Origin of the sequence: Pseudomonas sp. R1-18 (assembly GCF_051132095.1) — a bacterium.
Taxonomy (GTDB): Bacteria; Pseudomonadota; Gammaproteobacteria; order Pseudomonadales; family Pseudomonadaceae; genus Aquipseudomonas.
This window is the reverse complement of sequence record NZ_CP071658.1, coordinates 352263-378582: the sequence shown is the minus strand read 5'-3', so window position 1 is coordinate 378582 and position 26320 is coordinate 352263. Positions and strand designations below refer to the sequence as shown.

At 60.9% G+C, this 26320-nt stretch carries 16 protein-coding genes and 1 riboswitch; of the genes, 8 read left to right on the top strand and 8 right to left on the bottom strand.

What is annotated here, in order from left to right:
* The first annotated feature begins 7 nt into the window (after positions 1 to 7).
* Together otnI and J3P77_RS01700 are read left to right on the top strand one after the other, a co-directional pair.
* Positions 8 to 790 (top strand): 2-oxo-tetronate isomerase, encoded by a 783-nt coding sequence (gene otnI / locus J3P77_RS01705; RefSeq protein ID WP_434679194.1) that lies wholly within the window; start codon positions 8 to 10, stop codon positions 788 to 790.
* 181 nt (positions 791 to 971) lie between these two features.
* Positions 972 to 4742 carry a hypothetical protein gene (locus J3P77_RS01700; RefSeq protein ID WP_434679192.1) on the top strand — a complete coding sequence of 1257 codons (3771 nt, stop codon included), beginning with the start codon at positions 972 to 974 and terminating at the stop codon, positions 4740 to 4742.
* 129 nt (positions 4743 to 4871) lie between these two features.
* Here J3P77_RS01700 and J3P77_RS01695 read toward each other — a convergent pair whose 3' ends face one another.
* The gene (locus J3P77_RS01695) at positions 4872 to 5267 is read right to left on the bottom strand and encodes an acyl-CoA thioesterase (protein ID WP_434679191.1); all 396 of its coding nucleotides are present in this window, start codon (positions 5265 to 5267) and stop codon (positions 4872 to 4874) included.
* 84 nt (positions 5268 to 5351) lie between these two features.
* Positions 5352 to 7223 carry a patatin-like phospholipase family protein gene (locus J3P77_RS01690; RefSeq protein ID WP_434679189.1) on the bottom strand — a complete coding sequence of 624 codons (1872 nt, stop codon included), beginning with the start codon at positions 7221 to 7223 and terminating at the stop codon, positions 5352 to 5354.
* A gap of 252 nt (positions 7224 to 7475) precedes the next feature.
* Positions 7476 to 7584: riboswitch (S-adenosyl-L-homocysteine riboswitch) on the top strand.
* Positions 7585 to 7607: 23 nt separating this feature from the next.
* Here J3P77_RS01690 and ahcY point away from each other — a divergent pair.
* The 3 genes from ahcY to J3P77_RS01675 all read left to right on the top strand — a co-directional run bounded on the left by ahcY (position 7608) and on the right by J3P77_RS01675 (position 12212).
* A complete protein-coding gene (ahcY, locus tag J3P77_RS01685) occupies positions 7608 to 9017 on the top strand; it encodes an adenosylhomocysteinase (protein ID WP_434679188.1) in 1410 nt (469 codons plus the stop codon).
* Positions 9018 to 9180: 163 nt separating this feature from the next.
* Positions 9181 to 10026, top strand: coding sequence for a methylenetetrahydrofolate reductase [NAD(P)H] (gene metF, locus J3P77_RS01680; protein WP_434679187.1), 846 nt, complete (start codon positions 9181 to 9183; stop codon positions 10024 to 10026).
* A gap of 308 nt (positions 10027 to 10334) precedes the next feature.
* Positions 10335 to 12212, top strand: coding sequence for a DEAD/DEAH box helicase (locus J3P77_RS01675; RefSeq protein WP_434679186.1), 1878 nt, complete (start codon positions 10335 to 10337; stop codon positions 12210 to 12212).
* Positions 12213 to 12424: 212 nt separating this feature from the next.
* On the opposite strand, the gene J3P77_RS01670 is transcribed toward J3P77_RS01675, so the two are convergent.
* Positions 12425 to 13003, bottom strand: coding sequence for a YceI family protein (locus tag J3P77_RS01670; protein WP_434679184.1), 579 nt, complete (start codon positions 13001 to 13003; stop codon positions 12425 to 12427).
* A gap of 25 nt (positions 13004 to 13028) precedes the next feature.
* Positions 13029 to 13577, bottom strand: a complete 549-nt coding sequence (locus tag J3P77_RS01665) for a cytochrome b (RefSeq protein WP_434679183.1) — start codon at positions 13575 to 13577, stop codon at positions 13029 to 13031.
* 646 nt (positions 13578 to 14223) lie between these two features.
* On the opposite strand from J3P77_RS01665, the gene J3P77_RS01660 reads away from it, so the two are divergent.
* Positions 14224 to 14358, top strand: a complete 135-nt coding sequence (locus J3P77_RS01660; RefSeq protein WP_434679182.1) for a hypothetical protein — start codon at positions 14224 to 14226, stop codon at positions 14356 to 14358.
* A gap of 72 nt (positions 14359 to 14430) precedes the next feature.
* Here the strand turns inward: J3P77_RS01660 and J3P77_RS01655 are convergent, their stop codons facing one another.
* Complete coding sequence (locus tag J3P77_RS01655; protein WP_434679181.1) at positions 14431 to 16245, bottom strand: flavin monoamine oxidase family protein; 1815 nt, start codon at positions 16243 to 16245, stop codon at positions 14431 to 14433.
* 223 nt (positions 16246 to 16468) lie between these two features.
* On the opposite strand from J3P77_RS01655, the gene J3P77_RS01650 reads away from it, so the two are divergent.
* Positions 16469 to 17875, top strand: a complete 1407-nt coding sequence (locus J3P77_RS01650; RefSeq protein WP_434679179.1) for an adenosylmethionine--8-amino-7-oxononanoate transaminase — start codon at positions 16469 to 16471, stop codon at positions 17873 to 17875.
* Positions 17876 to 17953: 78 nt separating this feature from the next.
* A complete protein-coding gene (locus J3P77_RS01645) occupies positions 17954 to 18673 on the top strand; it encodes a 16S rRNA (uracil(1498)-N(3))-methyltransferase (protein WP_434679177.1) in 720 nt (239 codons plus the stop codon).
* A 488-nt stretch (positions 18674 to 19161) separates the two neighbouring features.
* Here J3P77_RS01645 and trhA read toward each other — a convergent pair whose 3' ends face one another.
* The 3 genes from trhA to J3P77_RS01630 form a co-directional block, all read right to left on the bottom strand.
* Positions 19162 to 19779 (bottom strand): PAQR family membrane homeostasis protein TrhA, encoded by a 618-nt coding sequence (gene trhA, locus J3P77_RS01640; RefSeq protein ID WP_434679176.1) that lies wholly within the window; start codon positions 19777 to 19779, stop codon positions 19162 to 19164.
* A 75-nt stretch (positions 19780 to 19854) separates the two neighbouring features.
* Positions 19855 to 20322 carry a chemotaxis protein CheW gene (locus tag J3P77_RS01635; protein ID WP_434679175.1) on the bottom strand — a complete coding sequence of 156 codons (468 nt, stop codon included), beginning with the start codon at positions 20320 to 20322 and terminating at the stop codon, positions 19855 to 19857.
* Entirely contained in the window at positions 20315 to 26284 is a 5970-nt protein-coding gene (locus J3P77_RS01630; RefSeq protein ID WP_434679174.1) for an Hpt domain-containing protein, read from the bottom strand. The genes J3P77_RS01635 and J3P77_RS01630 overlap by 8 nt, the downstream gene beginning before the upstream one ends.
* Positions 26285 to 26320: the final 36 nt, after the last annotated feature.

The following is a 26320-nucleotide window of genomic DNA, read 5'->3' as shown; positions in this document are numbered from 1 at the left end:
AGCCAACATGCCACGTTTCGCCGCCAACCTCAGCATGCTGTACCCACAGCACGATTTTCTGGACCGCTTCGCCGCCGCGGCTGCCGATGGTTTCGGCGCTGTGGAGTACCTGTTCCCATACGCCTACAGCCCGCAGGAGCTCAAGCAGCCTCTGGACGATTACGGGCTGGTTCAAGCGCTGTTTAACGCACCACCGGGCGACTGGGATGCAGCCGAGCGCGGCATCGCCTCCCTGCCAGGCCGGGAAGCGGAATTTCGCAGCGGCATCGAACGTGCGCTGGAATATGCGCAGGTGCTGGGCAATGACAAGGTTCACGTCATGGCCGGCCTTCTGCCGAGCGAAGACCTGCGCCAGCGTCATCAGGCGGTCTATCTGGAAAATCTGGCTTTTGCCGCAAAGCAGGCCAAGGCCGCTGGCGTCACGATCCTGGTCGAACCGATCAACACCCGCGACATGCCCGGCTTCTTTCTGAACCGCCAGGACCAGGCGCAGGAGATCTGCAAGCAGGTGGGTGCCGACAACCTCAAGGTGCAGTTCGACTGCTATCACTGCCAGATCGTCGAGGGTGATCTGACGGCCAAACTGCGCCGCGACTTCGCAGGCATCGGTCACATCCAGATCGCGGGTGTTCCGGATCGCCACGAGCCGGACCTGGGCGAACTGAACTACGCCTGGCTGTTCGAGGAGATCGACCGACTGGGCTACACCGGCTGGATCGGCTGCGAGTATCGCCCCAAGGGCGACACCTCGGAAGGCCTTGCCTGGCTGCGCCAATGGCAGGCTCTGTAATATATAGACGGACTCAAGGGCCCAAGGAGGGGCCATCATAAAGCCATCATTTTCAGCGTAAATCACAACGTTTCACAGCAATTTACAGGCGTTAACAGTAAGAATCGGCGAAGTCCTTTTCGCACTCTTATTTAGCTGCCTTGCCTCGTGAGGTCAGCCTTACCCTGCGAGGCACTTGCTGATGAACATTCGTCCAACCAGTACCGAAACCCCACGCGAAGGCACCCCGGACTTCGAGTCCCGGCTCAAACGCAGCCTGTTTGTCGCCAATAACAATGATTCGAAAAAGCCGGACCGCGTCGCGACCGACAACGAAACCTGGCCGCCCATTCAGGGCACCAAGGTGTCGGTCATGGAAAATGGCGACATGCATTACGAGCGCGATGGCCAGGGTGTGGTCGTCGCCGCCTCCACCAATCCGCAGCTGTTCAAGTTTCTCTCCCGGCTCAACGACCTCAACAAGTCTCCTGACCAGAAGGCGCAGGTCGATAAAGCCATCGAAGACGGCATCACAGTCGCTGATCGCAATACCGAATTGCCGAAATGGGGCGACATCAAGAATTTCGAGTGGAAAGGCGAGCTGGAAACCGCCGAAGTAGTGACCTTCATTACCCACGACGGCGACAAGGTCACGGTTTCCAAAGCGTTGACGCCTGAGCTGTTCACCTCCGTGCAACAGATGGGCCTGTCGCGGGTGACGCTGGAAAACCGGGTCGACACCGACAAGCGTGAAGTCGCCGGCGAAGGCCTCTACGTCGCCGAGCACGACATCATGCTGGCCGGTCCCAAAGACGAGTTCGGCAACGGCGTGATTCAGTTCGAGAGTCGGGACGGCAAGAAGTACGTCGTCTCCGAATTCGAAAACAAGGAGCTGTACGACCGCGTTGCACAGATCAGCAGCGACGGCGCGCAGGGCGATGTCCAGAAGATCCGCGATGAGCACGGCATGGGCAATCTCGATGAACTGGACATCCTCAGCCGCTCCACTGGCGTGAAGTCGGACGAAAAAGACAAGGATTCCGCGGATCTGACGGTGGTCGAGTTGGCTACCAAGAACCTGATGGACAAGTACCAGAAGCTGGTCGACGACAAGAAGGTCGACAAGAACAGCGATATCTACAAGCTGGTCATGGCCATCGAAGCCAAGGCGTCCATGGAGAGCGGGCGCACCATCACGCCGTACGTGGAGGACCCGCGTGGCGCGGAGTCATGGCGCAAGTTCGACGACAAGGGTGAGACCTTGACCGACGCTGACATGCAGGACATCCTCAACGGCGACAACATCGACAAGGCATTGGCCGAGCTGTTCGCCAACGGCAATGGCGAGAAGGACAAGATCGGCAAGGAATACCAGGCCGAGATGGACGCAGCCATTGAAAAGGTCAGCGGCGGCGACAAGGAATCCCTGGCCAAGGAGCTGCATGAAAAGCTCACCAGCCTGGAATTCGTCGAATACCTCAACGACCTGGAAAAGGCCGGCAAGAACTCTGAAGGACAGTCGGACGTCGCGCGGCTGCTTTCCAGTCTGGAATTGCTTGACCCTGAGCTGGCGAAGAATGCGCAGAGCGAGCTGAAGAAAAACAGTGTGATGGCCGAAGTCGACAAGCTGATGGCCGACCCCGGCGGCATTCCCGACGAGTTCAAGGAACTGGCACTCAAGGACATCTTTTCGGCCCTCAAGCAGGGCATCAAAGGCATGTTCGATATTTCCCGCCGAACCCAGGAAACTGTCGAGAAGTTCATCAACGAACTGCTGAAAGACCAGACCAAGTTCACCGATTTTTCCGAGCAGATCACCAAGCTCAACAAAGGCGAGATCAGCGAGGAACAGTTCAAGGAAGCCGCCGCCAACAAGTACGTCGGCGCCGAGGACCGGGAGGGCTTCAAGCAAGCCATCGGCAAGCTCAACCAGAGCGGCGTGTTCGGCACCGCGGCCGGTTTCACCTCGCTGGGCGGCGCGATCTACATGCTGTCCGCCAAGAACGGCCAGCTCAGCGACGACCCGCTGGAGCGCCTGGCCATCGCCAAGGACTTCATCACCTTCCTGGGCTCGGGCGCGCAGTTTGAGAAGACTGGCGTGTTCGACCTGTTCACCAAGACCAACACCGCCGAGCTGCTGGGCCTGAGCAAGTCGTTACCGGAAATCTGGGGCAAGGAAGCGCCCTGGACCAAGAAAATCGATGAAGCCCAGGCGGCCAACAATGTGCCGGCCGTGGACGAGGGCCTGGAAAACCGTCTGGGCAGCGTCTACGAACTGCAGAGCATCAATGCGGGCAACGGTGCCGGCAACGTCGTCGATCAAATCGGCCTGGTCAATGAAGTCAACGAAGCAGGCACGCTTTCACAGGACGTCAGCCGCGAGCTGCTGGACGATATCGTTACCCGCTCCGGCGGCGTGCCGCCTGCGGACTACTCGAAGTACGGCAACCTGAACCAGCTGGCCACCGACCTGAACCTGAACATTACCCAGGATTCGGTCTTCCAGAGCATCAACGCTCAGCGAGCCGCTGCCGACCTGCCTCCGCTGGAGGTCGATGACGCGAACAACATCGCCACCGAACTGGAGCGAGCCGCCAACACCGCGGCGCCGGAGTCGGTGAGCAGTTCAGGCTATTCCAGCTACGCCGACGCGGTGTCCTCGCTGTACTCGGACTCCGTGAGCTACTTCACCGCCCGCGATCTTCCGCCGCCCTCGCGCGAGGCGTTCGCCGCAGGCATCGAAGAGCAGCTGGAGCGCAACGGGCAGGCAGTGCCCGCCGACAACGACCGTGTGAACCTGGCCGATATGCTCGGCAACGGCGAGATCGACCGCGAGTCGATCAACGTCATGCTCGAAGCCGACAACCAGCCGATCCCTGCCGACGATGTGGTCGACAACATGCGTGCGTCGGTCGGCCAGGCCGTGGCAGGAAACGCGGGTGCCGGCAGCCTGGTGGACGTGCGCAGCGTTACGCAAAGCGTCGAAGGCGCAGCACCGGAGGGCGCGGCCAAAGTACTGCCGAATGTCTCGGCGCGCATCGCAGGTTCCGTGGTCAAGGTGTTGGGCGTGGCGCCGGACATCATGAGCATCGCCGACATCGTCATGGGCGGCATCGCGATCAAGGACGGCATCAAGTCCGGCAGCGACCTGGCAATCGCCAACGGCAGCCTGCAGATCGTGTCCGGCGTCGCGGGCACTGCGGCTGCTGGTATCGGTATCGCGGGCCTGATCACACCTGCCATCGGTGCGATTGCAGGTGCGACCGCTCCATTGTTTTTGATTACGGCGGGGTTGGGCATCATCACCGGCATCATCAGCATCTTCGTCGACCACCAGAAGAAGCAGAAAGCCACGGATAAGGAGGGCCAGTGGTTCAAGGACCAGGCCGAGATCGGCTTTGCGCAGGACGACTGGGGCGACAAGCTGGAATACGCTCGCTACAGCTTCTATGAATACGAAGGTCGCGACGCGCCGACCGATCAGAGCATCTTCGATTACCAGTCCGAAGAGTGGAAACACTTCCAGGAAACGCCGCAGGACCAGGGCTCATCGTTGATCCGACTGGACGAAAGTCTGCACAAGGACAAGAACGGCATCATGGGCGAGAACACCAACGGCTTGCCGATGGATGTCTACAACAAGGCTTTCTACGACGCGCACAAGGAAGAGATCGAGACCATCCGCGAGAAGTGGGATGAGTGGAACGGCAAGGACGACATTGTCAGCAAGAAGGATTTCGAGAAGATCCTCAATGAGGGCGACGAGAAGGAAAAAGCCGCCGCGAAGTTCATCCTCGACGACACCAACTTCTTCGGCCTGCTGGACAACCTCTGGAAGAAAGGCAAGGACGACACCAAGATCAGCACTGACGATCTGGACACCTGGCTGAAGCTGATCGGCGTCATGGACCGCACACCGGGCGAAAGCGTGTTCTACGAGAAGCCACCAAGCCAGTTCCCGCGTTTTCGGTGATAGACGTTCGCTGAAACCTGTGGGAGCGGACTTGTCCGCGAAAGGGCCGGTACGGTCGACAGATTCGCGTCGGCCATGCCCAAGTCTTCGCGGGCAAGTCCGCTCCTACGGAAACCCTGGAGCGCGAGCTTATTGAGGCATATCAAACTGATCCTTGATGTAGCGGATCTCGGTACGGCCATGCGGCGCGGGCAGGCCGTCTTCACCGAGGTTGACGAACACCATCTTCTCAACCGTCAGAATGCTCTTGCGGGTGATCTTGTTGCGCACCTGACAGGTCAGGGTAATCGACGTACGACCGAACTCGGTCGCCGTGATTCCCAGTTCGATGATGTCGCCCTGCCGCGAGGCGCTGACGAAATTGATCTCGGAGATGTACTTGGTCACCACGCGCTGATTGCCCAGCTGGACAATGGCGTAGATCGCCGCTTCTTCGTCGATCCAGCGCAACAGGCTGCCACCGAACAACGTGCCGTTCGGATTGAGGTCTTCGGGTTTTACCCATTTGCGGGTGTGGAAATTCATGTTCACTCCTGACCGTCTGCCATAAGGATGCTGAACATCATGGCAGAGCAAATCGTCTGCGCCCATGATTTACCTGTATCGCGGCTATGCCTTGACCCGCCACGCTTCTGCCAGTTCGACCGTCCTGGGCTTCCAGAACAATTCGGGCAGCTTGTTGCGTGACCGGTAACCATTGATGATCTCGTCCAGCGCCTGATTGACCTGGCGGGCCTGAGTTGCCTGCAGCAGCATCTGGTCTGCACGCAACAGCAACTCGGTATTGGCGCTGGTTTGCCAGAGCAGGTGCAAAGACGGATAGATCACCGCCTTGCGGATGTTCCCCGCAACAACACGAATCTCGCGCTTGCGCATTTCCAGCAGCGCGGCGCTCAGCACCGGCGACTCCACGATCTGGTCACGCATGGCATCGAGCAGCCGCTTGAGACCCTGCTGATCATAGCGATTCAACTCCAACGCAAGCCTTTGCAGGTGTGCCGGGTGAACCGCCAATGCGTCGAGTTCTTGGAGAGCGTCCCGTACCTCGCCAGCCAGTAACAACGGCGCGCCTTTATCAGCCGCTTCGGTCGCGATTGCCAGCCTGTCCAGCGCCCGCCGCGCGTTCCTGCGCCAGCCCAGTGCTTCAACCACCGCAGGCGCTGCGACTGTGGTCGGTATGCTGGCCAGCATCTCGTCATCCAGGCTTTGCAAGGCCTCGGTCAGCGAGCCGAAATCGTAGTGTTCCCGCCGCTCGGCGCGTTCGAGCAGATGCGTTCTGACTGCCTGCTCCAGCCGCTCCTGCAAATGGTTCTTTATGTCCAGGCTCATGGTGAAGTTGAGCGTGCCGTTCAACGCACTGGTGAAGTCACCCCGCTCCGTGCGCAGCGGAACCACGACCGTCTGCGCGGAGAACGCCTTCAGACTCAAATTTTGGAATTCCCGCCCGGCCGACACCGGAGCACCAGCCGCCCAGTCGGTAAGAAATTTCTTGAGGCCGCCGCGACCGGAAGAAGCTTTCTTCTCGAATCTCAGGATCAGCATGTCCGACCCCGAGAGCAGGTCCGTGGCAAGCCCGGGGTCGATCAGTTGCGGCACCGGCGTGTTGAGCAGCACACCGCCATCCTGGAAGAATGTCAGCTCGTCGATTTCCTGAAAATCCAGGCCGTTGCGACCGGGTTGGCGGAAGACCACCGGCAGCGACGCCGAAACATGCGCGGCAAGCGCGATGTCCAGTTCTGGCGTGAGCGCCGCGCTGAAAACCACCAGCTGCGGCATTTCCCCAAGCATCGCTGTGCCCGTGATATTGAGGTTCTTGATCTGCGGGATATGACGGTGAAGCACCGCCAGATCGGCGAAAGTCACAACACCGCCGGCCAGCAGCCGCTCCCGAACGGCAAGTACCTCGCCTGCGTGGGCATCGGTGATGTGCGCGAGCACTGCGGTACGCGCCTTTTCGCGGATCAGCGTCTGCAGTGGCAATGCTTGTGACTGGACCCGCGGCAGTACGCTCAACAGCAAGCGAGTGAAGCCGCCTATGGTGCCGGGCAAAGCCTTCTCTGCCGCTTCGCCCACACGTGCGAACCCACGTTGCAGCCAACTGACGCTTTCGTTGGGGCTGTCGAGCAATGCCAGCAGATCGGTGTTGTCGCTCAGCGCGTCGAACTGCGCAGCATCCATACCCGAGGCAACCAGCGTGGCCATGATCGCGCCGGCCGAAGACCCGTGGATGGCGTCGATGCCCGGCAGAACCCCGAGATTTTCCAGCGCGGTGACCGCTCCGGAGTAGGCGAATCCCTTGGCACCGCCGCCGCTGAGAATCAGTTTTTTGATCGGCGGGCTGTCCAGCTCAAGGCGACTTGCGCCGTTGTCGTACTCCGTAAGCGTGATCCGCCGACTGCCGGCACGCTCGACAATGTTTGTTCCCTTCCCCGGCGCAGTCGGCACCTGGGTCGACTCGAATCCTTTCGAGATAATGTTCATGTTGTTGCTCCTCGCGCACTGACGCGCTGCTTGACTGGAAGCGCCGGTAAACGCGCTTCCATGCTTGATAGGAACCGAGGTTATGAGCGCTGGCGGAGCAAAGTGCGGTAGAAAAATATTTTTTGAGGTACAGGTGCGCGGCAGGCTGCCGATAACAAGGAACCGATAGAAAGCCTTGGGTAGAATCCCGAGCGACGCTATACTGCCGGTCGTTTCAAAACGGTCATCTTCTCTCGATGCCGTTCCCGCCACCTGTCCGAGGGGCGCTGCAGCAGGTTTCCTGTCAGGCTCGGATGGGGCGTTGTTTGCCTGGCCACTCTCTGGTCGGCGAACCATAAACGCACAACGGCGCCCATTCGCATTTTTTTGGAATGGAGACTCTTAATGAGCGCTGTAATCACGCCCGTAGAATTTAACGACTACAAAGTTGCCGACATTTCCCTGGCCGCGTGGGGCCGTCGCGAAACCTTCATCGCAGAATCCGAAATGCCAGCCCTGATGGGTCTGCGCCGCAAATACGCCGGTGAGCAGCCGCTCAAGGGCGCGAAGATTCTCGGTTGCATCCACATGACCATTCAGACCGCCGTACTGATCGAAACCCTGGTTGCCCTGGGCGCCGAAGTTCGCTGGTCGTCCTGCAACATTTTCTCTACTCAGGACCAGGCCGCTGCCGCCATCGCTGCCGCCGGCATTCCTGTGTTCGCCTGGAAAGGCGAAACCGAAGAAGAATACGAGTGGTGCATCGAGCAGACCATCCTCAGGGATGGCCAGCCATGGGATGCCAACATGATCCTCGACGACGGCGGCGACCTGACCGAGATCCTGCACAAGAAATATCCGGCGATGCTGGAGAAGATCCACGGTGTTACCGAAGAGACCACCACCGGCGTTCACCGCCTGCTGGATATGCTGGCCAAGGGCGAGCTGAAAATCCCGGCCATCAACGTTAACGATTCGGTCACCAAGAGCAAGAACGACAACAAGTACGGCTGCCGTCACAGCCTGAACGACGCCATCAAGCGCGGCACCGACCACTTGCTGTCCGGCAAGCAGGCACTGGTCATCGGCTACGGTGACGTGGGCAAGGGCTCGGCTCAGTCGCTGCGTCAGGAAGGCATGATCGTCAAGGTCACCGAAGTCGATCCGATCTGCGCGATGCAGGCCTGCATGGACGGTTTCGAAGTGGTTTCGCCGTTCATCAACGGCGAGAACGACGGCACCGAAGCCTGCATCGACAAGGCTCTGCTGGGCAAGATCGACCTGATCGTGACCACCACCGGTAACGTCAATGTCTGCGACGCCAACATGCTCAAAGCGCTGAAGAAGCGTGCAGTGGTGTGCAACATCGGTCACTTCGACAACGAAATCGACACCGCTTTCATGCGCAAGAACTGGGCATGGGAAGAAGTGAAGCCACAGGTACACAAGATCCATCGTACCGGTGCCGGTTCGTTCGACCCGCAGAACGACGACTACCTGATCCTGCTGGCCGAAGGCCGTCTGGTTAACCTGGGCAACGCCACCGGCCACCCGAGCCGCATCATGGATGGTTCGTTCGCCAACCAGGTTCTGGCGCAGATCTTCCTGTTCGAGCAGAAGTACGCCGACCTGTCGCCAGCCCACAAGGCTCAGCGCCTGACCGTTGAAGTGCTGCCGAAGAAGCTGGACGAAGAAGTGGCCCTGGAAATGGTACGCGGCTTCGGCGGCGTCGTGACCAAGCTGACCAAGACCCAGGCCGACTACATCGGCGTGACCGTCGAAGGTCCGTTCAAGCCAGACGCTTACCGCTACTGATCGATAAGGACAAGTTCGCTTTCTCTGTAGGAGCGGACTTGTCCGCGATCGAGCGCGCAGCGCTCGCGTATCGCGGAGTATCTGAAGGTCGTTGCGACCTTATCGCGAGCAAGCTCGCTCCCACAGGAACAGCATATGTTCCCGATTTCCAGGGTTATTGACGATGAGCCAAGAACGTCGCTTCAGCTTCGAGTTCTTCCCGACGAAGACCGATGCTGGCCATGAAAAGCTGCTGACTGTTGCTCGTCAGCTAGCCAGCTACAACCCCGATTTTTTCTCCTGCACCTATGGTGCCGGTGGTTCGACCCGCGACCGCACGATGAATACCGTGCTGCAGCTGGAGAACGAAGTGAAAGTCCCTGCCGCGCCGCATCTGTCGTGCGTCGGCGACAGCAAGGACGACCTGCGCAGCCTGCTCACTCAATACCGGGAAGCGGGCATCAAGCGCATCGTGGCCCTGCGCGGTGACCTGCCTTCGGGCATGGGCATGGCCAGTGGCGAGTTGCGCCATGCCAACGATCTGGTGACCTTCATTCGTGAAGAAACCGGCAGCCACTTCGATATCGAAGTCGCCGCCTACCCGGAAATGCACCCGCAGGCGCGCAATTTCGAGGAAGACCTCAAGCACTTCGTCAACAAGGCCAATGCCGGTGCCGACAGTGCGATCACCCAGTATTTCTTCAACGCCGACAGCTATTTCTACTTTGTCGAGCGCGTGCAGAAGATGGGCGTCGAGATCCCGATCGTGCCGGGCATCATGCCGATCACCAACTACACCAAGCTGGCGCGGTTCTCCGATGCCTGCGGTGCGGAAATCCCGCGCTGGATTCGCAAACAGCTGGAAGCCTATGGCGACGACACCGCCAGCATCCAGGCGTTTGGCGAGCAGGTGATCACCCAGATGTGCGAACGCCTGCTGCAAGGCGGCGCGCCGGGCCTGCATTTCTATACGCTGAACCAGGCCGAGCCGAGCCTTGCGGTGTGGAACAATCTGAAGCTGCCGCGCTGACAGCGACAGAGGCTTCACGCACCCGGCCCGCGCCGGGTGCGCTTCACGACTCAACCATTGAGCAGCCGGAAAGCAGCGCAGCACGTTTGCTCTGTTATACTCCAGCCTTCCCGCCAGGCTTACGCCCGGACGCTCGGTCTTGCAGAAGTCATCTCGGTCACGCCCACAGCGCAATTTTCACCCCGCGCCGACGTCACCAGATGAACTAAAGACCCCGCAGGACCGGACGGGATCGCGTTGTCTTTACACGCCATTCGCGCCAGGCAAGACATCCCTTGAGCTAAAGCTCCAACAGAACAGGATTACTCATGTCCTTTGCTTCCCTCGGTCTCTCCGAGGCTTTAGTCCGCGCCATCGAGGCAGCGGGCTACACCCAGCCTACTCCGGTGCAACAGCGGGCCATTCCCGCCGTGTTGCAAGGTCGCGACCTGATGGTTGCGGCACAGACAGGTACTGGTAAAACCGGTGGCTTCGCCCTCCCGATTCTGGAGCGGCTGTTCCCCAATGGTCATCCGGACAAATCCCAGCGTCACGGCCCGCGCCAACCTCGCGTACTGGTCCTGACCCCTACTCGCGAACTGGCCGCGCAAGTGCATGACAGCTTCAAGCTGTACGCTCGCGACCTGAAGTTCGTCAGCGCCTGCATCTTCGGTGGTGTCGGCATGAACCCGCAGGTCCAGGCCATGGCCCGTGGCGTCGATGTATTGGTGGCCTGCCCAGGCCGTCTGCTCGACCTGTGCGGCCAGGGCAGCGTCGATCTGTCCCACGTCGAAATCCTTGTGCTCGACGAAGCTGACCGCATGCTCGACATGGGCTTCGTGCATGACGTGAAGAAGGTTCTCGCTCGCCTGCCAGCCAAGCGCCAAAACCTGCTGTTCTCGGCCACGTTCTCCAATGACATCACGGCCCTCGCCGGCAAGTTGTTGCATAACCCCGAGCGCATCGAAGTCACGCCGCCCAACACCACGGTCGAGCGTATCGAACAGCGCGTCTTCCGCCTGCCGGCCAACCACAAGCGTTCGCTGCTGGCGCACCTGATCACGCTCGGTGCCTGGGAACAGGTGCTGGTTTTCACTCGCACCAAGCACGGTGCCAACCGTCTGGCCGAGTACCTGGACAAGCACGGCCTCAGCGCTGTGGCGATTCACGGTAACAAGAGCCAGAACGCTCGCACCAAGGCACTGGCCGACTTCAAGGCGGGCGAAGTGCGCATCCTGGTCGCCACCGATATCGCCGCACGCGGCCTGGATATCGACCAGTTGCCTCACGTCGTCAACTTCGAGCTGCCCAACGTCGATGAAGACTACGTACACCGTATCGGTCGTACCGGCCGTGCGGGTCGTTCCGGCGAGGCGATCTCGCTGGTCGCTCCAGACGAAGAAAAGCTGCTCAAGAGCATTGAGCGCATGACTCGCCAGAAGATCCCGGATGGCGATCTGATGGGCTTTGACATGTCCGCGGTCGAGGCCGAGAAGCCTGAAGTCCGCGAGCGTCCGGATGTTCGCAATCCACGTGGCGCACGCGCTCCACGCGGTGAAGGCGACAAGAACAACGGCGGTCGCCGCGACAAGGGGAAAGATAAGGGCAAGGAAAAACCGGCGGCCGCTGCGGCCAATGGGGAACGCCCTGCCCGTCCACCTCGCGAACGCAAGCCACGTGAAGGCACGCCACGCGGCGAGCGTTCCTCCCAGGCTCAGGCTGCGCCACGTCCGGCACCGGACCGCGCACCCGACGAATTCCGCGATGACGAAGTCGATAACTTCGGAAACCGCGTCGACTACGTCAGCCCTTACCAGGGCAAGAACCAGAACCGTGGTCGCCGTCCAGGCGCGCCTGCCGCCACGCCCGCTGCCGGCGCAGCTCCGCGCCCTGCAGGTTCGGGTCGCAACAATGGTGGCGGCGCTCGTACCGGCACGGGCACCGGCGCTCCGAAGCGCAACGGTTCGGCTCCGCGCAACGGCGCACCGCGTGACGGTCAGCCGCGCAACCGCCGCCCGGCTCGTGACGATCAGGCACCGCGTCAGGAACCCGCTGTGCGCAGTTCGCGTGACAGCCAGCCGCAGCCGAAGATCGTGCATAAAGAGTCAAAGATCGACCGCTTCCCGTCCGCCGAGCAGCTGGATCAGCTGCCCGCCCGCCCACGCGGTGAAAAACCCGCCCTGCTGACGCGCAATCGCGACAGCTGATCGGTCTGCAACACCAAAAACGCCCCGACTGGTTCGGGGCGTTTTTATTTTCGCTTTGCTCTGCAGGAGCGAGCTTGCCCGCGACCAGGCCGGTACAGTCGCAACACATGTATCGCTCGAAAATACGCCGTCGCGGGCAAGCGCGCTCCTACAAATACCAGGTACAAATAAAAACGCCGACCCTGAGGTCGGCGTTTTTATTTGCGGTGCGCTTACTTCTTCAGCGTGCCTTCGAACGAGATATCCAGATCCAGAGTCTGGGAAGTCGGGCCTGGGCCTTTGATGCCGAAGTCGTTCAGGTTCAGCGTCGAAGTGCCGTTGAAGCCGGCACGGTAGCCGCCCCATGGGTCCTTGCCTTCGCCGTTGAAGGTGGCCTTGATGACGATCGGCTTGGTTACGCCGTGAAGGGTCAGGTCGCCGGTGACGTCGGCAGTTTTTTCGCCAGTGGATTTGACGCTGGTCGAAACGAACTTGGCTTCAGGATACTTGGAGACGTCCAGGAAATCCTTGCTGCTGATGTGCTTGTCGCGCTCGGCATGGTTGGTGAACAGGCTGGCGGTTTTCAGCTCGACCGAGATCTTGCTGGCTTCCGGCTTGGCAGCGTCGAAGCTGAACTCGCCGTTCCAGTCTTTGAAAGTACCGTGGATGAAGCTGTAGCCCAGGTGGCTGATCTTGAAGTCAACAAAGGCGTGCTGACCTTCCTTGTCGATCACATAGTCGGCAGCCATTGCCTGGCCGGCGGACAGTAGAGCGGTACCCAGAGCCAGAGCGGCGATAGACTTCTTCAACATGCTTTATTCCCTTTTTGGTTGACGATCAGTTGCGACCCAACATGCGCTTGAGCGTCACGTCGCGGTCGATGAAGTGGTGTTTCAGTGCCGCGAGGCCATGGAGCACCGCGAACACTACGATAGCCCAGGCCAGATACAGATGAATCGTGCCTGCGGTTTCTGCCTGATCCGGCAGGCCGCTGACCAGCGCCGGCACTTCGAACAGGCCGAATACTGGAATCCCCACGCCATCGGCGGTGGAGATCAGATAGCCCGCGAGCATCACGGCAAACAGCGCCATATACAGAAACAGGTGGCCGAAATGTGCGCCTATGCGTGTCATCCTGCTGTAGGTCGCCAGCGGTGGCGGCGGCGGGCTGACCAAGCGCCAGACAAGACGCACCAGCATGACTGCAAACAGAGTAATCCCGATGCTCTTGTGCAGATCCGGCCCCGCTTTGCGCCAGGTGTCGTAATAGTCCAGTCCGACCATCCAGAGCCCTAACGCAAACAGACCAAACACGGTTAACGCCACACCCCAGTGCAGGACCCTGCTGATCAGACCGTAGCGAGTGGATGAATTACGTAACTGCATTGCCTGTACCTTGTAAGAAGTGCCAACAGACTAGCTTTTTATCTATCGAATGAAAGCGCAAAATTTCGCTCTGACATATCGAGAATTACGATTATTGCGTTACCGGTATAGTACAGCTGTGCGCAATGGCCATCACCGGCCGCCTGGAAATCTGAGTGTGCTGTTTCCCGCCCCTTACAAAACGTAGCATCTCGTTAAGTTACACCCGAAAAAACCTCGCCATGGCAATCGGCATTCGATGCAGATGAGTGGCGTTCAACCGCAGCACGCCAAAAAAGCCCAAAAAAGTCAAAATACTGACCATTTCCTGTAACGCATAAATGACGCCGCCCAACAAAATGGCAGGCAGTGACAGTATTCCGACAGATGGCAGCTTTCAGCCATTGTTGGGCCATGTCATAGGCGTCAGCATGAGCATCAGGCAAGCGAACGGGTCGGTCCTCACCGCCTTCGTCCAGGCCGACAATCACTGCTACCAGTCTTCAGACAGTTAACGAGAACCGGCGCAGGGCATTTAAATCGTAGTGATTAATGGAGCAGCGCCGCGATGATGACTGTTTACTTTGTCGTTATGACTTTTTGCAGTGGTATGGAGGGTTGTGTGGACGAGCGCAAGCCGGCCGCCTATACCTCCCGGGAAGAATGTATGCAAATGGTCAGCACCATGCCGCGTCAGAAAGGCATCAAGTACAAATGTCGCAAGGCACCTCAGGCGGAACTCGTCGAGGTCCGTCGTCTTGAAGGACAGAAGAGTTTCATCACCACCGAAGCCAAGCGCTGAAGCAAGGTCGGATTAATGAAACAAAAAGGGCGCGGTCTAGACCGCGCCCTTTTCAATGGAGCATTAAACCGATCAGTTTTTCGGTTCAGCTACCGGTGCCGGAGCGGCTTCAGTCTTGGGCTCGGCTTTTTTCGACGCTTCAGCCTTGGCCGGCGCCTTTTTGGCTTCCGCAGGTTTGGCGGGTGCCTTCTTGGCAGCTTCCTTTTTTGCGGGCTCTTTCTTCGCCGATTCCTTTTTCGCCGCATCCTTCGCGGGCGCTTTCTTCACTGGCGCTTTCTTGGCGGGCTCGGCTTTCGCCGGCTCAGCCTTGGCAGGCTCGGCGACTGGCGCAGGTGCAGGCGGTACGGGCGCTGGAGCCGGAGCCGGGGCTGGTTCAACCGCTTTGGCAGGCTCGGTTTTCTCCGGCTCAGCCTTGTCGGAAGAGCCGCCGAACAGGTTGCTGAAGAAATTACCTTCTGATTTCTTGGCTGCTGGCGCTGCAGGTGGCACCACTTTAACCGGCTCGAACGACTTGCCTGCGGCCAGATCCACTACCTGACCCGCCGCTCGCTGACCACTGCGCAAGGCACCTTCCAGCGAACCCGGATACAAGGTATCGGTGTGCTCACCGGCAAAGGCCACGCGCTGGAAGGGCTTTTCCCACAAGCGCCAGTATTTGCTGATCTGTCCCGGCCCGTAAGCCAGATAGGAACCGCCGGTGGACGGGTCGACGCTGTAGCGACGGATCTCATAACCGGTGTAAGCCCCGCGTGCCTGTGGATAGAACGCGTGCAGGCGGATCAGTACCTGATCGACCAGCTGCTTGTCGCCGAACGCTTGCATGATCCGCGCGTTATCACCGGAGAGGTTGATCACCACATTGGCGCCACCCTTGAGCGCCGGTTCGATCCATAGCATGCCCAGGCCGGTGTTACTGAAGATCTCGCCGGAGAGGCGCGCCTTGCTGTCCCAGACCGGCGTCTTGAACTTCAGCATGATCTGATCGCGCCAACCGTAGTTGGTACTTTTCAGAGCGCCCGTGTGCTGCGGGTCCAGCGCAGGCGCCATCTGAATCTTGCTCAGCGAGCGCAACGGTACGGCCACGACTACATAGTCGGCTGTGTAGCTGGTGGCGCCGGCCTTGACCGTGACATTGGTCTTGTCCTGCGTGATGGCCGTTACCGGAGCATTGGTCTTGACCGTCTTGAGCTGATTGGCGAACGCCTGCGCCAGCACCCCGCTGCCGCCCGGAAGGCGTGCAGCGCGGCGGTCGCGCTCATCGGCTGAGCGATACACGCGCGACTGCTGTGCAAAATACAGCAGAGAAAGGCGCGAAGGTTCGTCGTAGCGCGTACGGATTTCCTGGTTGATCAGCTGTCTGGCTGTGGTTGGCAGGTTCAGACGGTCGAGCCAGTTGGCGACGTTGATCTGGTCCAGCGCGAACAATGTGCTGTTGGCAGCCGGGTTTTCCGGGTTTTCGATAGAACGCGCCAGATTATCCAGCGTGTCGTTGTAGCGCTTGATGCCCTCGGCGGTCGCTGGCTGCTTGAGCGCCAGCTCGGCCTGGGTGAAATACACGCCATCGATCAGGTAGCTCGGCGTGCGGACGAACTCAGGCGCCGGCACGCTCTGGATCTTGAAGCCGTCCAGATAGCGGTTCAGCACCGGTTGCGTTTTGGTATTGCCGATCCATTCGCTGGTCGCCAATCCGGAGCGCCCGCCCAGACTTGGCCGGGCTTCCAGTACCGTGACTTGCCAACCTTTTGTCTGCAGTTCATAAGCCGCGGTCAGGCCTGCCAGGCCACCGCCGACGACTATGGCCGTCTTGTTTTTTTCATCAGCGAGCGTCGCAACGCTGACCAGCCCAATCACCACCAGCGCACAGGCGCGCAGCCACCCAGAAAGCATTCCGCGAACTCCGAAAAAACGTAGGGAAGGTTGGGCAAAGAAGACGCCCGGCACATCGAATAGCGGCGAAGGATACGCCACGCCCAAGGTGGCCGCCAGCCATCTCGCTCACCACATTACCGAAGCCGTGGCGACACTATGGGTTGTCCCGCGGTCGGGCATTGCATAGGCTTGCGCGATTGTTCGTCCTCGCGCCATGCGAGTCGCTACCCGGAGAATGCAAATGGGCCTGAATGACCAGTGGATGCAACGCGACCTCAAGGTTTTGTGGCACCCCTGCACCCAGATGAAAGATCATGAAAACCTGCCGCTGATTCCGATCAGGCGTGGCGAAGGCGTCTGGCTTGAGGATTTCGAGGGTAAGCGCTATCTCGATGCTGTCAGCTCCTGGTGGGTCAATGTATTCGGCCACGCGAACCCGCGCATCAACCAGCGCATCAAGGATCAGGTCGACCAGCTGGAACACGTGATTCTCGCAGGCTTCAGCCACCAGCCGGTTATCGAACTGTCGGAACGTCTGGTCAAGTTGACGCCTGAGGGTCTGACCCGCTGCTTCTATGCCGACAACGGCTCTTCCTGCATCGAAGTCGCCTTGAAGATGAGCTTTCATTACTGGCTCAATCGCGGCCAGCCGGAGAAGAAGCGCTTCGTTACACTGACCAATAGTTATCACGGCGAAACCATGGCCGCCATGTCGGTCGGCGACGTGCCGCTGTTCACCGAAACCTACAAGGCGCTGCTGCTGGACACCATCAAGGTGCCGAGCCCGGATTGCTATCACCGGCCCGAAGGCATGGGCTGGGAAGAACATTCGCGCAACCTGTTCGCCGCCATGGAGCAGACGCTTGCCGAGCACCACGCAACGGTCGCGGCGGTGATCATCGAACCGTTGATTCAGGGCGCTGGTGGCATGCGCATGTATCACCCGATCTACCTCAAGCTGCTGCGCGAAGCGTGTGATCGCTATGGCGTTCACTTGATTCACGACGAGATTGCCGTGGGCTTCGGCCGCACCGGCACGATGTTCGCCTGCGAACAGGCCGGTATCCGGCCGGATTTCCTGTGCCTGTCCAAAGCGCTGACCGGCGGTTATCTGCCACTGGCGGCCTGCCTGACCACCGATGACGTCTACGACGCTTTCTACGACGACTATCCGACGCTGCGGGCCTTCCTGCATTCGCACAGCTATACCGGCAATCCGCTGGCCTGCGCCGCTGCGCTGGCGACGCTGGATATCTTCGAGCAGGACAACGTCATCGAAAACAACAAGGCACTGGCACGGCGCATGGCAACCGCCACCGCGCACCTGGCGGACCATCCCAACGTGGCCGAAGTGCGCCAGACCGGCATGGCGCTTGCGATAGAAATGGTGCAGGACAAGGCCAGCAAGACGGCTTACCCCTGGCAGGAACGTCGCGGCCTGAAGGTTTTCCAGCATGCGCTGGAACGCGGCGCCTTGCTGCGCCCGCTGGGCAACGTGGTCTACTTCCTGCCGCCGTATGTGATTACGCCTGAACAGATCGATTTCCTGGCTGAGGTGGCGAGCGAAGGTATCGATATCGCCACGCGCAGCGGCGTTACGGTCGCTGTCCGCGAGAACTTTCACCCCGATTTCCGCGACCCGGGTTGATACCCGTCGCGGGCAAGCGCGCTCCTGCACCGACAGCGCCGTTACATTCCCACCGACTTTGCCAATTCAGAGATAACCATGAGACTGTCCCGCTTCTTCATCGACGCCCCGCTGTCCCTCGGCGAGCACGAGCTGCCCGAGGCGCAGGCGCACTACATCGGCCGCGTGCTGCGCATGACCGAGGGCGACGCGCTGCAAGTGTTCGATGGCTCGGGCACGGAATTTCGCGGCACCTTGCTGGAGGTCGGCAAGAAGCGTGTCCGCGTGCAACTGGACGACAGCTTCGCCGGGCAACCCGAATCGCCGCTGCGCATTCATCTGGGTCAAGGTCTGTCCCGGGGCGAGCGCATGGATTGGGCTATCCAGAAGGCCACCGAGCTGGGCGTCAGCGAGATCACGCCTATCGTCAGTGAGCGGTGTGAGGTCCGCCTCAAGGATGAGCGCGCGGAAAAACGCCAGGCCCACTGGCAGCAGGTCGCCGTCAGCGCCTGCGAGCAATGCGGGCGGTCGGTTGTTCCGATCATCCATTCACCGGTGCCGCTGGCCGACTGGCTCAAGCGCACCGAGGCGGATCTCAAGCTGGTCCTGCACCCGGTCGCCGAACCACTGACCAGCCATGACAAGCCCGACACGCTGGCATTTCTTGTCGGTCCTGAAGGTGGTCTGAACGATGCGGAAGTCGAGCAGGCCAAAGACGCCGGTTTCCACGCTGCGCGCCTCGGCCCGCGCGTGTTGCGCACCGAAACCGCGCCGGTGGTGGCGCTGAGCGTGGCGCAGCAGCTGTGGGGCGATTTCTAGCGCTGTACGTTTCTGTGGGCGCTAGCGGTGGCAGTCACGACCCTCTCGCCAGCAAGCTGGCTCCCACGGGCTGCGTGTTCCAGCACAGCACGCAGACAGCAAAACGATCTTTGTGAGAGCCAGCTTGCTGGCGAAGACTGACGCAAGGGCAATAAAGCAGCAATGGATGTTACGGCCCTTTCGCCAGCAAGCCGCCTCCCACGGACTGCCTGTTTCAGCACAGCACGCAGACAGCAAGATGATCTTTGTAGGAGCCAGCTTGCTGGCGAAGACTGACGCAAGGGCAATAAAGCAGCGATGGATGTCACGGCCCGTTCGCCAGCAAGCTGCCTCCCACGGACTGGGTGTTCCAGCACAGCACGCAGACAGCAAAACGATCTTTGTGGGAGCCAGCTTGCTGGCGAAGACTGACGCAAGGGCAATAAAGCAGCGATGAATGCCGCGGCCCTTTCGCCAGCAAGCTGCCTCCCGCGGGATTGGGCCGGCTATCACTCAAGCACAAAGAACCAGACCGCCACGAAATGCATGAGGCTGCCGCCGATCACGAACAAGTGCCAGATACCGTGCCAGTGGCGGATATGGTCGAACGCGAAGAACAGAATGCCGACGGTGTACAGGATGCCGCCGCCGGCCAGCCAGATGAAACCGCTCAGCCCAAGCGCCGCCAGCAAGGGCTTGACCGCGATCAGCACGATCCAGCCCATCACCGCATAAATCACAATGGACAGCACCCGCGCTTCTGACCGGGGTTTTATCTCTTGCAGGATACCGATCAGCGCCAGCCCCCAGACAATGCCGAACAGGGTCCAGCCCCAGGCACCACGCAAGGTGACCAGGCAAAAGGGCGTGTAGCTGCCGGCGATCATCAGATAGATCGAAAAGTGATCAACCTTCTGCATGATGGCTTTCGTCCGTCCGCGCACGCTGTGATAAACCGTCGACACGCTGTACAGCGCGACCAGGCACACGCCATAAACGCCAGTACCGACAATTTTCCAGACATCCCCATGCAGGCTGGCCTTGATCAGCATAAAAACCGCGCCCAGCGTCGCCAGCACGGCGCCGATCAGATGCGACCAGGCGTTGAATTTTTCTCCGTAATACATCGGTGCGTTATCCGCTTGCCAGACACAGTCGTGAAGGCTCCCGAATAATCAGGCTGCGCGCAAGATATCTTCAGCCTACAGCCCCGAATCCACCCACCACTGCTCAAGCCCGACCAGATCGGGGATGCGTGCCACGGTCTCGCCTACCTGGACCGCTGCCAGTTCGAGCTTGGAGAGCGGCACGTCGACGTAGCTCAGCTGGCTGTCCACTTTGCAGGAGCGCGGGATGCCCTGGACCAGCAGGGCGATGAAGCGCAGGTCGTCGCGGCCGCCGAGGGCATTGAGGACCACGATGCGGGCTCTGCCGCCTACCAGCGTCCGGCCACCGCAGGCCGCTTCGAAGCTGAACAGCGGCAAGGTCAGTTCGCGCCAGCTGATAGGGCCCAGGTACCAGGCAGGCGCGTCAGGGTCCGCGCTGCAGTCCTGATAGTCGATCAGTTCGGCAACCGCGACATTGGGCAGCAGCAGGCTGCGGTCGCTCAGTGCGAGCAGCAGCCCGGTCAGCGTCGTCAGGCGGGTGGTTTGCAGCGGGCGTTCAGACATTGACCTGGGTCCAGTGGGCGATGCTGTCGAGCAGCATGTTTTCCTGATAGGGCTTGCTGAGGTATTCGTTGACGCCGATGCTCATCGCGCGGTCGCGGTGCTTCTTGCCGGAACGCGAGGTGATCATGATGATCGGCAGGTCCCGCAGCCGCTCGTCGTTGCGAATGTGCGCGGCAACCTCGAAACCGTCCATGCGCGGCATTTCGATGTCCAGCAGCATGACGTCCGGCGTGAAGTCCTGCAGCAGGGTCATGGCATCGACGCCGTCTTTGGCGGTTACCACGTGCATGCCGTGGCGCTCCAGCAGCCGGCCAGTCACTTTGCGCACGGTCACCGAGTCGTCCACGACGATAACCCGCAGAGGCCGGACGTGCTCGACTTCGGTGTACGGCGGGGTGTTCAGCCCGGCTAGCTGCTGCGCCTGCAAACGTCCTTGCAAGAGGCGAATCTGCGCCATCAGGTCGAGAATGAACACCACCCGGCCGTCGCCCAGAATGGTCGCACCGGAAACGCCCTGTACCCGCGAGAACTGCGGACCGAGGCTTTTCACCACGATTTCCCGCGAGCCGGCCAGCGCATCGACCTGCACCGCCACCCACTGGTCTTGCAGATGCACCAGCAAGACCGGCAACGGCTCCAGCTGGCCCACCAGTTTCGGCTGGCCGTTGTTCAGCAGCTCTCCCAGATAACGCAGTTCATAGCTGCGACCGCCATATTGATAACGTGGCGGGCTGCTTTGGTAGTAAGCCTCCAGTTCGCCGGGCATGACGCGCACAATGCCGTCGACGGTATTGAGCGGCACGGCGTACTGCTCTTCGCCGCACACCACCATCAACGCGCGGTTCACCGACACGGAGAATGGCAGGCGAATCCGGAAGCGCGTGCCCTTGCCCGGAGTTGAATCGATGACCATCGAGCCACCCAGTTGCTTGACCTCGGCATGCACCACATCCATGCCGACGCCGCGCCCGGAGATCTGGGTGATGATGTCGGTGGTGGAAAAGCCCGCCTGCAGAATGAACGGCAGCACTTCATGATCGGAAAGCTCGGCGTCCGGGTGAATCAGGCCACGCTTGATGGCCTTGCGGCGCACGGCGGCGAGGTCGACACCTGGGCCGTCGTCGCTCAGTTCAATGACGATGTCTCCACCTTCGTGCATCAGATTCAGCGTGATCTGTCCCTGCTCGGGCTTGCCTGCGGCGAGGCGTTTTTCGCCGCTTTCAAGGCCATGATCGACGGCGTTGCGCAGCATGTGTTCCAGCGGCGCGACCATGCGCTCCAGCACGCTGCGGTCCATTTCGCCTTCGGCATTGCCGACATCGAAGCGCACCTTCTTGTCCAGCTCCAAAGCCACCTGACGCACGACCCGGCGCAGACGCGGCACCAGCCGCTCGAAAGGCACCATGCGCGTGTGCATCAGGCCTTCCTGCAACTGCGTATTGACCTTGGCCTGACGGGACAGCAACATTTCGGCGACCTGGGCGCGGGCGCTCAATGTTTCCTTGAGGTCCATCAGGTCGGACGCGGACTCGAACAAGGCACGGGACAGCTGCTGCAACTGGGAGTGACGGTCCATTTCCAGCGGATCGAATTCTTCGTAGCCCAGGCGCTCGGCCTGCGCTTGCTCGCGGCTGAGGATGCGGCCCTGAGTCTCCATATCGAGCCGCCGCAACTGATCGCGCATGCGCTCGATGGTGGTTTCCATTTCCGCCAGTGTGGCCTGGGTATCGAAGATCTGCTGTTCGATGCGACCTCGAAAAATCGAGGTCTCACCGGCCAGGTTGACCAGATTTTCCAGCTGCTCGGCCACCACCTTGACGGTTTCCGGTACGACCCTTTCAGGCTCGGCCTCGGCTGCCGGCGCTGGCGTCTCCACGGTCTCCGGCTCAGGACCCGCGGCATCCGGTGCAGCAAGCGCAGGTTCCAGGCTGGCGAAAGCGCGGATGCTGTCGATCAGCAACGTTGCGTTGGGCAGGGGTTTGCCCTTGCGCACGGCGTCGAGCATATCGGCCAGCACGTCATGGCCGCTCTGCAACAAGCTCATGAGCATCGGGTTGGGGTGCATTGTTCCGGTCGACAGCCCTTCGTAAAGCGATTCCAGCTCGTGGGCCAGATCGCCGATAGGCGTGATCTCGACCATCCGTGCCCCGCCTTTCAGCGTGTGCAGGTCGCGTAACAGATTTTCGACTTCCAGCAGGTTCTGCGGGTCGGCCTGCCACCGTGCCAGCGCGGCGGCGGAGCTTTCGCTAAGGTCAAAACCCTCTTCAAGAAAGATTTCCAGCAGCTCGGGATCGCGCTCGGGATGGTCCTCGGCGGACGTCTCCATGGGCGACAGCGGTTCAGCGTCTGGCTGCGGTGCGATGCCCTGACGATACGCGATCAGAGCTTCGATCAGCGGCGCCGGGTCATCGAGCGGGACATTGCGCTGAAGCTGCTCAAGCATGGTCGCCAGCTGGTCATGACATTTGAGCAGAAGCTCGGCCAGCGCTGGCGAATGGCTGCAGCGCCGGTCCAGCAGGCTTTCGTACAGATTCTCAAGTTCGTGCCCCAGATCGCCGACCGCGGCAACCGACGCCATTCTCGCGCCGCCCTTGAGCGTATGCAGGTCACGTTGCAGCGCTGGCAGCGGCGCAGGGTTTTCCGGCTCATCCAGCCAGCGTTGTAAAGCGCGCCCGGCGCTTTCGAGAATGTCGAAGGCCTCTTCCAGAAATATCTCGACGATCCCGTCGTCCAGGTCCGCCAGATCGGCGTCGAGTGCCTGATGCTCCAGCATGCGGGTGGCGTTGTCGAGCGCGGTGATGCTCGTCGTCAGCCCGCCTTCGCGCCGAACCAGGCCCGTTTCGGAAGGATCGAGCGCTTCGTCCAGCAAGCCATGCAGCGCTCGGACGCACTCGGGGCGTGGGTCGACGTTCTGGCCAGCGGCGAGTTGATCGAGCATGTCAATCAACGCGGCGTGAGCGTTCTCTGCTTCATCGAAAAAACATTCGCTGACCGCCAGACTGCTTTCTTCGACAGCACCGTAGAGATCGAGCAAGGCTTCGCAAAGCTCGTCTACCTGCGGCAGATCAGCCAGATGCGCGCCGTGGCCCAGGGTAGTCAGTTCGTCGAGCAGCGCGCTGAGTTCCTGGCGCTCGCCAGGGTGTGCGCGCCAGCGCTGGAGCAGGTTCTCGGCATCGAGCACGATGTCCATGCCTTCGGCCAGAAAGGTCTCGATCAGCTTCGGATTGTGTTTGATCCGCAGGCCGTTATCCGAGTCGCGCAAGGCAGCCGTCAGCCGGTCGCTGAGCAGCGTGGCGGCGCTCTCGATCACCCGGATCGCACCCGGAATAGCGGCAAGCGGCGTGCTGTCGAGCTGATCCAGCCCTTTGCGCAGCAGCGGCTCGGCGCTGCGCAACAGCAGGACTTCCGCGCTGCCCAGCGAAATGAGATTGGCCTTGTATTCACGCACCAGCTGATCGAGCGGGCTCGCCAGTTCGGCGACCGGCAGTACGCCCGCCATGTGTGCACTGCCTTTCAGGGTATGCAACGCCCGCAGCAGGTTGTCGGTAATGGGCGGCGACTCGCTCCCGCCAGCGGCGTCGAGAAATTGCCCGAGGGCGTTCAAGTGCCCTTGCGCTTCCTGACGGAAAATCTCCAGCAAATGCGGGTCCAGTTCTTCGCTCGATGAGCCGGCTGCTGCCGCGGCCCGCGTGCCGACCATCGAGGGGTTGGCCAGTGCACGCGCACGCGCGGCCAGTTGATCGACGTCGCTGCGCTGGCGCTGTCTGCCGTCAGCGAAATCCTGAATGACCGCTGGCAGCAGGGCCAGCACTTCGTCCATCAGCTGATGCAACTGCGCGTCCGGCTGCACATCGCCTTCCAGCACCCGGTTGAGCAGGTTTTCCACGGCCCAGGCCAGCTCGCTCAGAACCAGCGCCCGAACCATGCGGCCGCTGCCCTTGAGCGTGTGAAAAGCCCGGCGCACTTCGGTCAGCGCGCTGCCGTGGCCTGTTCCCGGTTGCTCAAGCGCGGCGCGCCAGCGAGGCAGGTACTCGCGCAGTGCATCAAGTACTTCCTCGGTTTCTTCCAGGAAGACTTCGCGCAACTCGGCGTCCACCGGCGGCTCGTCGCCGGGTGGCGGCAACAGGCTGGCCGGGAAATCACGGGCTGGCGGGTTGACGGCCGAGACCGGGCTGGCGAGCACCTGAGCAATGGTCTGCGCCGGGCTGACCAGCGCATGTCTGGCGTTGAGCTCCAGCAGCTCGTCCTGAGTGACGACTTCTTCGAGCACCGGCACGTCTTCAGGCTCGGGCGTATAACCCAGGCGCGCCAGGCTTTGCTGAGCCATATCGAGGATGTGGTCGCCGGGCGCGTTCGGGTCTTCGCCCATGCGTTCGAGGTAATACTCGATGCCGGTCAGGGTATCGGCGAGGGAATCGAGCTGAAGCCAGTCGGGCCGGGTTTTGTCGACCTTCAGCCGTTCGAGAATGTAGTCGTTGCAGGCGGCGAGCAGACTGGCCGCGCGCGCCAGTGGAATCATTGCCAGCGCGCCGCGCACCTGCACCAGCAGCGCCGAAAGAGGTTCGAGCCGCTCACGGTCCCATTGACCCTCGATGTAATCGAGTATCACGTCCTTGGCCTGTTGCAGCACCAACCGGGATTCGCGGATGACAACCTGATGAATCTGGGTCAGGTCCGTGGTAGGCAACTGGCTTTCTTCACGGCCCGCAGGCTCGGTGCCGATCATCCCGGCCAGGGTCGACTCGACATAGAGCAGTGCGCCCGCGACGTCCATCAGGGCGGCGTCGCCGGGTTCGCGTTGCCCCTGGGCCAGACCAAGGACGACGCTCAGCTGGTCGATGATCACCTTGCGCGGCTGCCCGAAACCCAGCACCGCCAGGGTATCGGCAATCTGGCGCAACGGCGGCAACAGCGCATTGAGTTCGCTGACGTGTTGACGGTCTCCCCGTACGAATACGTCCAGACGTTCCTTGACTCGCACCAGACCTTCGCACAGCGCGACGATCACCGAGCGCATTGCGTCGCGGCCCGGGCCGGCCATGCGCGCCCGCTCTTCATTGACCACTTCGTTGCCGGGCAAGGCTTCGGCCAGCGCGTACTGATCCTTGAGGTCTTGCATGCGCGGCGCCTGGCTGTCGGACTTGGCGATGTAAAACAGCAGACTTTTCAGCAATTCTTCTGGCGCAGGTTGGTTGATCCCTTCTATGCCCTGCTCGACCAGGCGCTTGAGCTCCTTGTCGGCATCCTTGAGCAGGCTGCGCAGCGCCGGGCTGTTGGTGAAATTGCCGTTGACCATCGTTTCGACCAGCGCCGAGGTAATACGCCACAAAGCGCCCAGCGGTGCGTCCTCGCACAGCTGTTCCAGTCTGGCGAAGACCTTGGCCATGTAACCGAGTTGGGTCTGCACCCCTTGTTCGCGCATCAACCCGGCCAGCGCCGCCTGGAGGGTCTGGCGCAACTTGCGCAGCAGATTCGGCAGGTCGGGGGTGTTGCGTCGGGCCAGCTCTTCGGCGTCCAGCCTTGGCAAGGTGGCCAGTTGAGGAGCAAAAAGGCTGGTTTCCGAGAGCAGGCTTTCGCCTCGCGCGCTGCGCAGGTCGTTGAGCAGCGGCAGGACCACCAGCGGAAGGTCACGGCGCGCGTCGAGAATACGGTCCAGATACGCTGGCAACTGAGTCATCGCCTGGCTCAGCAGCTCCACGGCCTCGCCGCGATGCGCGACGTCGTTGCGCTGTAATGCCAGGGTCAGCTGTTCGATTTCCTCGGCGAGCAGTGCCGCGCCGTAAAACTCGATCATCTGCAAGCTGCCATGCACCTGATGCACCAGGCCCAGGCATCGATCGATTGCCGCCGTGTCGCCAGGCTGCTCGACGTGCTCGTCCAGCGCCAGACGCGCCTGCGTCAGCGTCTCGGCGATTTCGCCCTTGAGCCATTCCAGAGCAACGTAGTCGTGACGATCAGCCATGACGAACCCTGCCTATTTCCTGCTCACATGTGTTCA

Bases quoted from the DNA above. Each gene is read 5' to 3' on its own strand.
- J3P77_RS01645 (WP_434679177.1), top strand. From the start codon at position 17,954: ATGAGACTGTCCCGCTTCTTCATCGACGCCCCGCTGTCCCTCGGCGAG.
- trhA (WP_434679176.1), bottom strand. From the start codon at position 19,779: ATGTATTACGGAGAAAAATTCAACGCCTGGTCGCATCTGATCGGCGCC.
- otnI (WP_434679194.1), top strand. From the start codon at position 8: ATGCCACGTTTCGCCGCCAACCTCAGCATGCTGTACCCACAGCACGAT.
- J3P77_RS01675 (WP_434679186.1), top strand. From the start codon at position 10,335: ATGTCCTTTGCTTCCCTCGGTCTCTCCGAGGCTTTAGTCCGCGCCATC.
- J3P77_RS01695 (WP_434679191.1), bottom strand. From the start codon at position 5,267: ATGAATTTCCACACCCGCAAATGGGTAAAACCCGAAGACCTCAATCCG.
- J3P77_RS01690 (WP_434679189.1), bottom strand. From the start codon at position 7,223: ATGAACATTATCTCGAAAGGATTCGAGTCGACCCAGGTGCCGACTGCG.
- J3P77_RS01660 (WP_434679182.1), top strand. From the start codon at position 14,224: ATGCAAATGGTCAGCACCATGCCGCGTCAGAAAGGCATCAAGTACAAA.
- metF (WP_434679187.1), top strand. From the start codon at position 9,181: ATGAGCCAAGAACGTCGCTTCAGCTTCGAGTTCTTCCCGACGAAGACC.
- J3P77_RS01670 (WP_434679184.1), bottom strand. From the start codon at position 13,003: ATGTTGAAGAAGTCTATCGCCGCTCTGGCTCTGGGTACCGCTCTACTG.
- J3P77_RS01655 (WP_434679181.1), bottom strand. From the start codon at position 16,245: ATGCTTTCTGGGTGGCTGCGCGCCTGTGCGCTGGTGGTGATTGGGCTG.
- J3P77_RS01630 (WP_434679174.1), bottom strand. From the start codon at position 26,284: ATGGCTGATCGTCACGACTACGTTGCTCTGGAATGGCTCAAGGGCGAA.
- J3P77_RS01665 (WP_434679183.1), bottom strand. From the start codon at position 13,577: ATGCAGTTACGTAATTCATCCACTCGCTACGGTCTGATCAGCAGGGTC.
- ahcY (WP_434679188.1), top strand. From the start codon at position 7,608: ATGAGCGCTGTAATCACGCCCGTAGAATTTAACGACTACAAAGTTGCC.
- J3P77_RS01635 (WP_434679175.1), bottom strand. From the start codon at position 20,322: ATGTCTGAACGCCCGCTGCAAACCACCCGCCTGACGACGCTGACCGGG.
- J3P77_RS01700 (WP_434679192.1), top strand. From the start codon at position 972: ATGAACATTCGTCCAACCAGTACCGAAACCCCACGCGAAGGCACCCCG.
- J3P77_RS01650 (WP_434679179.1), top strand. From the start codon at position 16,469: ATGGGCCTGAATGACCAGTGGATGCAACGCGACCTCAAGGTTTTGTGG.